This is a genomic window from Methanobrevibacter sp. (genome assembly GCF_045539575.1).
In the GTDB taxonomy this organism is placed as follows: domain Archaea; phylum Methanobacteriota; class Methanobacteria; order Methanobacteriales; family Methanobacteriaceae; genus Methanocatella.
Genome location: NZ_JAZQFM010000072.1, coordinates 1 through 9,578, shown reverse-complemented (window position 1 = coordinate 9,578; position 9,578 = coordinate 1). Strand labels below are relative to the sequence as shown.

Genomic DNA, 9,578 nt, shown 5'->3' with positions numbered 1-9,578 from the left:
TAATCAAAACAAAGATAAACTTCGTTCTTCAAGTTTAAATCTTTTAAAACAGGCGGAAAAAGATCCAGAAAAAGTTTTAAAAAAACTCAATGAACTCGAAGAAAAAGTAAAAGAGTCACCAAAAGATGTAATTGGCATTAATGACCCCGATGCTCGCTTAATGCTAAATAAAAAAGGCAAATGGGAATGGGATTACAATGCACAAATCATTGTAGACGAATACAAAGGAATAATACTTTCATCATACGTAACACAAAATCCAACAGACCATTTCGAACTAATTCCATCAATAGAACAATTAGAAAGCAATTTAGAAGGAATTTACGATGAAATGCCTTCTAATTTCCAATTCAGTGCTGATAATGGATATTCCACAGATGAAAACACAACATATCTCGAAGAAAAAGGACTTGATGGATACATATCCACAAGAAAACTCTCAAGAAAAGAAAAAAAGTACAAACTATGGGACAAACCATTCCAAAAAGACAATTTCACTTACGATGCAGAAATAGAAACCTATATCTGCCCCTTGTGAGAAATTTTATATCGAAGAAAAACATACGAATACAAAAACAAACCAAGAATAACCTATTGGACAAACGAATGCAAAAACTGCATAATGAAAGAAATCTGCTGCAAGAAAAAGAACTACAGAACAATTCAAGACTATAGAAACCCTTCCAAAATCAGAATGCAACGGAAAATGGAAACAGACTGGGCACAAAAAATCTACAAAAAACGATCAAAAACAGCAGAACTACCATTTGCACACATAAAACAAAACATGAAAACTCCATGAATTCACCACAACAGGAATAAAAAACACAAACACAGAATTCAAACTATACACAATCGGACATAACTTAAAAAGAATATACAACGAAATAAACAGAAAAAACAACTAAAAATAAGAAAAACTATAAAAAAATCAAAAACACAAAATTCAATTAAAAATTTTGCGTCACATCCTCAAAATTAAAAAAAAGAGTGAAAGGAATTAGAATATAATTCTGTTTCCTGTCCAGTCGTCATCATCGTTGAAAGCGTCAGCTCTCCTTTCATCTTCAAGATATTGTTCCATATCCCTGTATAATTTGACTCTGAATATGTCAGGGTATGCAATGTATAACATATCGCCGTTAGGTCTGGTTTCTTTTAAGTAGGTTTGTTGAAACTCGATAATTGTTTCTTCTTCTTTGTTGAAATGGTGTACTTCATTTGCACATAATACCTTAAAGTGTACGAAATCATCTTTTAATAGTTCGTTAACTAAATCCTCAATTAAAGGAGGATTGTTTGCGTTTTTATTATATTTTATCTCCATTTTCCTCACCATTAGTCAAAACTTGAAAATCTAACAATAGAAATTCTTGTTAATAATATCTTTCATCTTAATTCTTTAAATAGTTAATCTATAACATAAACAATACATTAAAAAATTTTGTAATTACTTCTTCTTGGAATTATATCGATGATTTCAATTCGATGATTGCTTTCAGAGATATAGAAAATTATCCCATAACTACCTACTCTAGCCCTATGGCATTTAGGGCATTTAGTGCTGGTCAAATCTTTGAAATCAAAACTAAATGGATTTTGGTGTTTTTAAAAAATTTTTTGAATCTATCATTCTCGAAAAGTAGGTATTTCATTTTTTAAGCTCATTTTCTAATTTAGATATTCTCTTTTCAAGGTCAGATAATGTTATCTCAGACACATTATCCAAATTTCCTTTTTCAAAGTTTTTTATATCCTCATTATATGCTTCAGCTTGCTTATCCAAAAATTCCTCATTTTCACGATAGTAATCTATTAAGAATGTTATAACATCATTGAATGTGTCATTTTTTGATGCTAGCTCAGACAGCAAATCGTGAGTTTCTTGAGAAATCTTAATAGTTTTAGTCATCATATACTATCACCAATGATAGTATACTTAGTATACTATAAATAATTTTCTAAATTACAAAGAAACTAAAATTAAACCGAAACAAATGACAATATTTATTAAATATTTTAAATCATACCATTTATAAAGTTTTTGAAGAAAATAAGCTCAATTTATTAATTAAAAGACAATTTAACAAACAAAAATAAATTTTTTTAAAAAAAAAATAAAAAAACTAATAAGCATTACATTTCACTTATCAATTTATTTAATTCTTCGACAATTATTTTTACACATTCTTCAGCTTCACTATCCAATCTGAAGGGATCCTTTGCAGATACTTCAAAGTCGCTTAAAACATCACCGACACCAATTGTGCCAGCTACATGAATTCCCTTGTTTTCCAGAATCTTGTTGACACATCCGCCTGAACAGCCGTTGACGGCAATTATCGGATATTTCATGAGCATTTCATTGTTCTGCCCCTCAATGTCTGCTGAAGTCGAACCCATGCAAATGGATATTACATTATCATGTTCCTTTTTGCAGTCCCCCACTGCAACACGTGATACCAAACCGTTTGGACTCATTCCATTGCAGGATGCAAGTGCTATTTTTTCTGCCATAAGATCACCATTTCCCTTTTCTCAGCTTAAGAGATATTCCTCTTTTTGAAGCACAGTCAATCAGCATTTGCTTCATCAAGTCTGATTTTTCATTTAAATCCATATTTTCAGCCAAATCATCTGTTTCATTAATGACGCTGTTTAAATCATCAATTTCCAATAAATTAACAGCCAGACAGAAAAACACATCTCTTCTGCCATTGTCATATTCGTCTAAAATCTTTTTGAGAATTTCAATCTTGATTAGCTGCTCCTCATGATAACTTTCAATGCCAATCCTTTTTGCCTTTTCCATGTCCTTGAGCTGATTGAAATGGGTGATCAAGGAGTCATATTCGTCAACTCCATCATAATGCTTGCAGGGATATTCCTCGCATTCAAAGCAGTAATCAACGTCCCCATGTTCAACGCTGCATGGTGCAAATTGGCATGTTGTAGCACAGTGACTGCCAGCTCTACAGCCAGGACAGTTACCTCGAACCAGATTCGGACATAGGCTGCAATTCAACCCGCATAACGAGAACAGATTATCCTTTCTTTTAAATTCTGATTTAGACATGATGCTCAAAAAGTTATTCAAAATTGGATTTCAGATAACTTACAAAGATTGATGCTGCAGTCAAATCAGCAGTGGTTCCAGGATTGTATTTATTCTTATAAAGGAACTCATCGAATTCACTGACCTTTTCCATGAAATCCTCACTGTCCTTAAGATTTAATAAATCCCTTGTCATCATGGATATCTTTAAAGCTTCGTCTGAACCGTATTTTCTTGAAATCAAAGTGTCGGGAACCTGAGACAATATTGTCAGGAATGTCAGGACACATGCTTCATTTTGGGTCTTTTCATCCCTTAATTCATGATAGGTAGGATAACCGATTTCAAAAACAGCAGGCATGTCTGAGGTCATCTCACGTGCAAGCATGTCCCATGGAGCGGAGATTTTTAAAACATCATACATTGTCTGGCTGTTTTCCCTCAGCTCATTTTTAGCATTGTCGCTTGCAACATCATATTCGTCCTGATCTCCCATTCCGCCGGCATCGGCAATGTTGATTGCATCATACAAGTCGCATGCATCATCAACGGAAGTGTTTCCCATCAACAATTTTACGTTTTCACGAATATCATCAAATGAGTCACTGATTGCCGCTGCAACTGCAATAGGAGTTGTCATCATGACGATTCCAAGGTTTGTGTTGTTTTTAATCCACCTGTCGGTTTCGGCTACTGCCTGAAGGATGTATTTACCGAGTTCAGGGTTTTCAACATCCACATCGGTACATGCCTCACGAATTGTATCCCCTATAACAATACCACTTATTACAAAATCCTCAAATACCATATCATCATAGTCACGGGTCCTGTGGACATTTCCAGGTTTTGGATATCCGCTGACCTCAAGCGCTGATGCAATCTGAGCTATTTTTGCTATTTCATTAGCATCCATTTTATATCAACTCGTTTAAAAGTAAGTATGGTGCGAAATTGGTGATAATTAAATCTGCTCCCGCCCTTTTTATTGAGAGTAGAGATTCTAAAATTGCACGTTCTGTTAAAAATCCTTTTTCGATAGCTGCCATAAGCATTGCATATTCACCGCTTACGTTATATGCAACCAAAGGAAGCATGAACTCATCACGAACCATGCGAACAACGTCAAGGTACGGAAGTGCAGGTTTTACCATCAGGAAGTCACATCCTTCAATAACGTCAAGTTCACATTCACGGATTGCCTCAACAGCATTTGCAGGATCCATCTGATAGGATTTTCTGTCTCCCGCATGAGGTGATGAGCATGCAGCAACCCTGAACGGTTCATAGAATGCAGATGCATATTTTGCAGAATAGGACATAATCATTACATTGTAATAACCATTGTCATCCAGGGTCTGTCTGATTGCACCAACCCTACCGTCCATCATGTCGGATGGAGCTACAATGTCTGCACCAGCTTCAGCATGAGAAAGTGCGACTTTTGCAATGTATGGAAGAGATTCGTCATTCAATATTTCAATTCCGTCATCTGTGTCTTCGTTTTCAACTATCATTCCGCAATGTCCATGAGAAGTGTATTGGCATAAACATACATCAGTTATTACAACAAGATCTGTTTCCTTTTTAAGCCTTCTTACAGCCTTTTGAACAATACCTGTTGCTGAATAATCAGGAGTAGCTATTTCATCTTTTGTTTCCTCTTTAGGAATTCCAAATACTATGATTGATTTTAAACCTTTTTCTTCAAGCTGTTTTGCAAATTCAACTCCTGCATCCAGTGAGTATCTGAATTCTCCAGGAAGGGATGAAATTTCTTCTTTTTCCATGCCCTCCAGTTCTTCCTTAAAATAAATAGGATAGATTAAATCATCCTTTTCAAGCTTTGTTTCACGAACAATATTTCTAATTTTAGCATTTTTTCTTAATCTTCTCATTCTTGTTGTCGGAAATTCCATAATTATCACTTGGTAATAGTTATGTTTTATAATTATTTAAAAATTTATAATTGCACTCATTTAGAAAAATTGCCCTTATTTCAAAAAATTGTACTATGCGTGTAAAATTGATTTAAACTCATATAATAGTCTTAAATAAGCTTGGAATAACAATGGGATAAGTTTGGAAAAAAATATTTATATACAGCATTTTATATAATGAAATACAAGTACCTGTTAAATTTTTTATGTGATACTATGAAAATGAAAAAATTTAACGGTTTTGATGAAAACGGATATCTTCCCTATGGAATGTATAACATGACTTTTGATGAGTTTAAAGAAAATTTTTGTAAAAAATCAGTTAAAAGGGAAGATATATTTAAAGAATATGAAAAACACTTAAGAGAAATAATAGATACCGGTTATTTTCTTGACCACTGGATTGATGGGAGTTTTGTTTCAAAAAAAGAAAATCCCAATGATATTGACAGTTTAACTGAATTTGATGGGAAAAAAGTCGATGAAAATAATAATTATCAAAAAGTTGATGACCTTATTAATAATTCCAAATCAAAAACTAAAGGATTATGTCATTCTTGGAGAATTTATAGATTTCCAGCATCTGATGAAAAAAAGTATATGGCTTATCTAATCGCCAAATTAAGAATACTGACTGAATTATTTGGCAGCGACAAAAATGAGATCCCAAAAGGAATTGTACATTTAATTGAGGTGAAGTTATGAAATTTAAAACAATAGAAGACTATGATGAATATTTGAATGAAATAAAACAAGATTTGGATGAAATTGATGAATATCTTAAGGAACACCCCGAATCTATCGGTACAAAAGGAAATTACGAAACCATAAAATATGTTTATGATATTTATAAAAACAATAGGTGCAAATTTATTCAAAAATTAAACGAAATCAATTTAAAATTAGAAGGTAAAACATTGAATAAACCCTTATCATTAAACAATATGTATTCATTAAGCCTTAAATTTAATACTGCAAAAAATTCAACGATTAATCTTATAGATATGAATTTCACTACACCCGAAGATTTACTCATTGAAAAAATCTCAAAAGGGTCTTACAATATCACATTTTCATTCCCTAACCCTACAGAAGAAGATGTTAAAAGAACATCATCACGTAAAAAAGGATTGATGAAAATATTTGATTTCATTAACTGTGGGGAAAACATTGAAAAACTAAAAAAAGAAGCCGGTCCAAATGGTAACGAAGCATTGATAAACTATAAAGAATTTATCTGTGAAATTATTAAAAACAATGCAGATTTTACTCTTGATACTGAAATGGGAACATTAAAATGCAGTTTAACTCTGCAACAATGTAAAAATATTTGTGAAAATTTAAATGTCTGAAATACAAATATTACAACAATTGTTAAAAAGAGGCTTACCATGTCAAATTCAATTGGAGAAAAATTCACAATAACAAGTTTTGGAGCAAGCCACGGCGTTGCGGTTGGAGCCGTTGTAGACGGTTGCCCTGCAAACCTTGAGCTGACAGCAGAAGACATTCAAAAGGAACTTGATAAAAGAAAACCAGGAACAAGCAGCGTAACAACTCCCCGCAAGGAATCTGATGAAGTCCAAATACTATCCGGAATTTTTGAAGGAAAAACCGACGGAACACCAATCACAGGAGTTGTTTTCAACAAAAACCAACATTCCAAAGACTATTCCATGTTCAAATACACACCACGCCCATCCCACGGTGACTTCGGATGGATGATGAAATACGGAAACTATGACTACAATGGGGGCGGCCGTGGAAGCGGAAGAGTTACAATCGGCCACGTAATCGGCGGTGCAATAGCTAAAAAACTTTTAAAAACAAAAGGTATTGACATAATTTCCCACGTGACACAAATTGGAGACATTAAAGCAGAGCCTCAAGACTTCAATGCAATCAAAGAAAACATAGAAAAGAATCCCGTCAGATGTGCAGACCTAAGTGCTGCATCCGAAATGGAAGAACTGATTTTAGCCAAAAAACAGGAAGGAGACTCCGTTGGAGGAATTGTTGAAACAATAGCTGTTGGAGTTCCGCAAGGACTTGGAGAGCCTGTCTTTGAAAGGTTAGACGGAGACCTTGCAAGAATTCTGATGAACATTGGAGCTGTCAAAGGAGTTGAAATCGGTCTTGGATTTGATGTTGCAAACCGCACAGGCTCCGAGATAAATGACGAATACCAAATTGAAAATGATAAAATTACTACAAAAACAAACAATTCAGGAGGAATCATTGGCGGAATGAGCAATGGAATGCCAATCGTTTCAAGAATTGCAGTTAAACCAACCCCATCCATTTCAAAATGTCAAGATTCAGTTAATTTGGAAAAAATGGAAAACGAAAAAATAGAAATTAAAGGAAGACATGATCCCTGCATCTGCCCTAGAGTGACAGTGGTTGCCGAATCAAGCACTGCAATTGTTCTTGCAGACCATATGATTCGTTCAGGATTCATTCATCCTACAAACTTAGAACTTTAATTTTTTTTTCATGAAAGAAACTTCATCAAACTCATTGTGCTTGAAAGCCAGTTGATAGGAGTTTTTTCTTTCATTTGCAAACATTTTATGATTTGTACTGTGACTTGGTGAGTCAACATCCTTTAAAGAAATCAATCTGAATCTTTTCGGATTGTTGTAATTAACGTTAAATGACAAACCGTCAAATGCAGCAATTGTTTTTACACCTGTTTGCTTTGAAATCTTTTTGGCTTCGGTTACAGGATTGCTGGATATCATCTTAAGACCCAAATGTGTCATCACCGCTACTTTTGGATTGACCTCATTGATTAAATCGATGAAATTGCGTGTGCACATGTGTCCGTTGATTGTCTTATTTCCCGGCCTCAATACGCTGGCTATCAATATGTCAGCGCCCTTGTGGTCCTCAACCAAACCCTCAAAAAATCCGGTGTCTGAAGTATAAGAAACCTTAAACCCGTTGTAGTCAATCTGGAATCCGCATCCTGTTGGATCGCCGTGATTGGTTCTGGTTCCCTTCACTTTAATATTATTTACAAGACTTTCCTTACCCGGCTTTAAAACTACCTTTTCAGAGTTGGACTGATGGTATTTAGAAATGCACGGACCCCACTTTTCATAACCGTTCAAAACGCTTTCGCTTCCGATTATAGTACCGAACTGACGTGTCATACCACGGGTCATAGCCTCAATAAGTATCTCCGCATCGTTATAATGGTCCGTGTGGGCGTGGGTTACAAAAACACCACTCAGGTTACGAGGGTCAAATCCAAACTGATATGTTCTGACCAAAGCTCCTGGACCTGGGTCTATATGATAATTCTTTCCACCCAAATTATCAATCCTGAACCCTCCGGTCATTCTTCGCTGTGAAATGGCGGAAAACCTTCCACCACCACTGCCTAAAAATGTTATCTTCATTTAAACCCCCAATCACAATGAACATAAGATTATATCGCAACTGAGAGAGGATTTATCTTTTTTAAGGCATAAATCTTCATTTTCAATGACAACTTTATCTCCTATTTTCACGGTGCCTGATTCACAAAACATCAATACGTTTTGGCCCGGACCTGCAAGCTGTTTCCAATTTCCGTCCATTGCCTGTGTCTTGTCGTTTAGCTGAACCAGTATCATGTTTCCATCAATGGAGACTACTTTACCGACATCTCCCTTGTCAATGATTTTGTTTGCCATGTCAATTGCAATGCTTTGCTGAACTAATTTTTCAGTTAAGTCTTGTCTGAATTTAATCAATACTTTAATATCATTATCAATTGTAATATTAAGGTGTTTTTGAGCTTCAGAGGGATTGTATTTAGGTTGTTGAATTAAAGTATCGAATTTGTCACCGACAGTTGGTGTTTTTGATGAAACTTCAGCTAAAATTTCTTCAAACACTTCACCCATATACTTTAAGCTTTGGGAAGCCTTCCATTTCTTTTGGATGAGGCCTTGGGCAAGCTGCTTAGCATAATTGTTTCCAAATATTATAATTCCTTTTTCGCCAGCTTTACGTGATTTCTGTTCGGAGCCTAACAATTCAACAATTTGGTAACCGTTGGTAGTACCGTAAATTCTCCTACGTTTTGTTTCGAAGGTTCCTTTTGTACTTACTTCACCTCTGACAGCATTTCCAACTATCTTCAATTTACTTGCATCATCTGTAATTTTTATGGAAATGCCTAGCTCGGTTGCGCGATTTATAAATTCATCGTCACCGCTAATATTACCTTCATACAGTTCTTTTTCTAATACTTCTAAATTTTGTTTATCACCAAAATATCCTATCTTTCTTTTATCTCCAGTCATTACACATCCTTTTTTTCCAATGTAAGCGATAATTAAGCTCATAATATCCCCTAAATCAGATATTTTAATAGTTTAAAATATCAAAAATTTATTATATGAGTATATTTATATTTATCATGTTTTAAATAGTTTAAGAAAAAATTGTAATTTAAAAAATATCATTTCCATAAAATAACAAATAAACATTACTAAATTATTTAAAAAAGATTTTATAATTACTTAAAGAAAATAAAAAGAAAGTAGAATTATATTTAAACAATATATTTAAATATTTAATATAACATATAT

Annotated in this window: 12 protein-coding genes and 1 pseudogene; 5 read left to right on the top strand and 8 right to left on the bottom strand. The window is 34.2% G+C overall.

The annotated features are described in order from the left end of the window. Both ACKI30_RS09035 and ACKI30_RS09030 read left to right on the top strand, forming a co-directional pair. Positions 1-538: pseudogene (locus ACKI30_RS09035) on the top strand (IS1182 family transposase); the annotation flags it as partial. Positions 539-622: 84 nt separating this feature from the next. Continuing rightward, positions 623-802: a transposase gene (locus ACKI30_RS09030; protein WP_407411783.1), complete on the top strand. Its 180-nt coding sequence runs from the start codon at positions 623-625 to the stop codon at positions 800-802. A gap of 198 nt (positions 803-1,000) precedes the next feature. On the opposite strand, the gene ACKI30_RS09025 is transcribed toward ACKI30_RS09030, so the two are convergent. The 6 genes from ACKI30_RS09025 to hemB all read right to left on the bottom strand — a co-directional run bounded on the left by ACKI30_RS09025 (position 1,001) and on the right by hemB (position 4,971). After that, on the bottom strand, positions 1,001-1,327 hold the full coding sequence (locus tag ACKI30_RS09025) for a hypothetical protein (protein ID WP_292740169.1): 327 nt from the start codon (positions 1,325-1,327) through the stop codon (positions 1,001-1,003). Positions 1,328-1,651: 324 nt separating this feature from the next. Then, complete coding sequence (locus tag ACKI30_RS09020) at positions 1,652-1,915, bottom strand: hypothetical protein (protein WP_407411781.1); 264 nt, start codon at positions 1,913-1,915, stop codon at positions 1,652-1,654. 221 nt (positions 1,916-2,136) lie between these two features. Continuing rightward, complete coding sequence (locus ACKI30_RS09015) at positions 2,137-2,517, bottom strand: putative zinc-binding protein (RefSeq protein WP_330009095.1); 381 nt, start codon at positions 2,515-2,517, stop codon at positions 2,137-2,139. A gap of 4 nt (positions 2,518-2,521) precedes the next feature. Continuing rightward, entirely contained in the window at positions 2,522-3,076 is a 555-nt protein-coding gene (locus ACKI30_RS09010) for a DUF3795 domain-containing protein (protein ID WP_407411779.1), read from the bottom strand. A gap of 13 nt (positions 3,077-3,089) precedes the next feature. After that, positions 3,090-3,968: a triphosphoribosyl-dephospho-CoA synthase gene (locus ACKI30_RS09005; protein ID WP_407411777.1), complete on the bottom strand. Its 879-nt coding sequence runs from the start codon at positions 3,966-3,968 to the stop codon at positions 3,090-3,092. Position 3,969: 1 nt separating this feature from the next. Then, the gene (hemB, locus tag ACKI30_RS09000; RefSeq protein WP_407411775.1) at positions 3,970-4,971 is read right to left on the bottom strand and encodes a porphobilinogen synthase; all 1,002 of its coding nucleotides are present in this window, start codon (positions 4,969-4,971) and stop codon (positions 3,970-3,972) included. 237 nt (positions 4,972-5,208) lie between these two features. Here hemB and ACKI30_RS08995 point away from each other — a divergent pair, with 237 nt between their 5' ends. Genes ACKI30_RS08995 through aroC form a run of 3 tightly spaced genes read left to right on the top strand, consistent with a single transcriptional unit; the run spans position 5,209 to position 7,478 of the window. After that, complete coding sequence (locus ACKI30_RS08995) at positions 5,209-5,697, top strand: DUF6932 family protein (protein WP_407411773.1); 489 nt, start codon at positions 5,209-5,211, stop codon at positions 5,695-5,697. Then, a complete protein-coding gene (locus ACKI30_RS08990) occupies positions 5,694-6,344 on the top strand; it encodes a hypothetical protein (RefSeq protein ID WP_407411771.1) in 651 nt (216 codons plus the stop codon). Before ACKI30_RS08995 ends, ACKI30_RS08990 begins: the two co-directional genes overlap by 4 nt. A gap of 39 nt (positions 6,345-6,383) precedes the next feature. Further along, positions 6,384-7,478 (top strand): chorismate synthase, encoded by a 1,095-nt coding sequence (gene aroC / locus ACKI30_RS08985; RefSeq protein WP_407411769.1) that lies wholly within the window; start codon positions 6,384-6,386, stop codon positions 7,476-7,478. Here aroC and ACKI30_RS08980 read toward each other — a convergent pair. Both ACKI30_RS08980 and ACKI30_RS08975 read right to left on the bottom strand, forming a co-directional pair. Further along, entirely contained in the window at positions 7,467-8,399 is a 933-nt protein-coding gene (locus ACKI30_RS08980) for an MBL fold metallo-hydrolase (RefSeq protein ID WP_407411767.1), read from the bottom strand. The genes aroC and ACKI30_RS08980 overlap by 12 nt on opposite strands. Before the next feature lie 12 nt (positions 8,400-8,411). Continuing rightward, the gene (locus ACKI30_RS08975) at positions 8,412-9,332 is read right to left on the bottom strand and encodes a DUF2121 domain-containing protein (RefSeq protein WP_407411765.1); all 921 of its coding nucleotides are present in this window, start codon (positions 9,330-9,332) and stop codon (positions 8,412-8,414) included. Positions 9,333-9,578: the final 246 nt, after the last annotated feature.